Here is a 548-nt window from a genome sequence, read left to right as displayed (position 1 = left end):
ACCCAACACCGGGTGGCTGAGGGACAGGAAACTCGGTCTCTATCTCGACGCTGGCGGTTACGTGCAGACCACGACCATCACCCTCGGCAAGGAACAGGCACCCCTGGCCACCAACCTCCCCGGTGTCTTCGCCGCGGGCGACGTGCGCGGTGGCGCCACCCGCCGGATCGCCGCCGCGGTAGGCGACGGAGGAACAGCCGCCCTGTCGATCTACCACTACCGCAAGCACAACCCCTGACAGCCTGCTCCGCCGCCCGCCTACCGATCACCTCGGCATGGGCGTCGTTGGGGAGAGCCCTCGCGGGCGCGAGCACGCACTCCGCTGATGCGGCGATACCACGTCGCCGGGGAGCGGCCGTACGCGGCAGGCACAGCCGTGTGCCGGGCCGGGTGGGCAGCGGGCCGGGTGGGCAGCGGGCGGGGCGGCGAGCGGTTCGTGCGCGTGTCGAAAGCCGACGCTGTCGGCGCCGAAAACTCCCGCGAACTCCTCCCCCGGGCCGGCTTACCCTGCTCCCATGTCGCCCGCCTCGATACCGCCCCCCTTACCC

At 71.9% G+C, this 548-nt stretch carries 1 pseudogene; it reads left to right on the top strand.

The features are described from left to right. Window positions 1-238: pseudogene (locus tag KUM32_RS38465) on the top strand (hypothetical protein); the annotation flags it as partial. Window positions 239-548 lie beyond the last annotated feature (310 nt).

It is taken from the genome of Streptomyces sp. AC627_RSS907 (genome assembly GCF_019049165.1).
The sequence above is the reverse complement of the archived record's forward strand: the minus strand, read 5'-3'. Positions and strand labels throughout refer to the sequence as shown.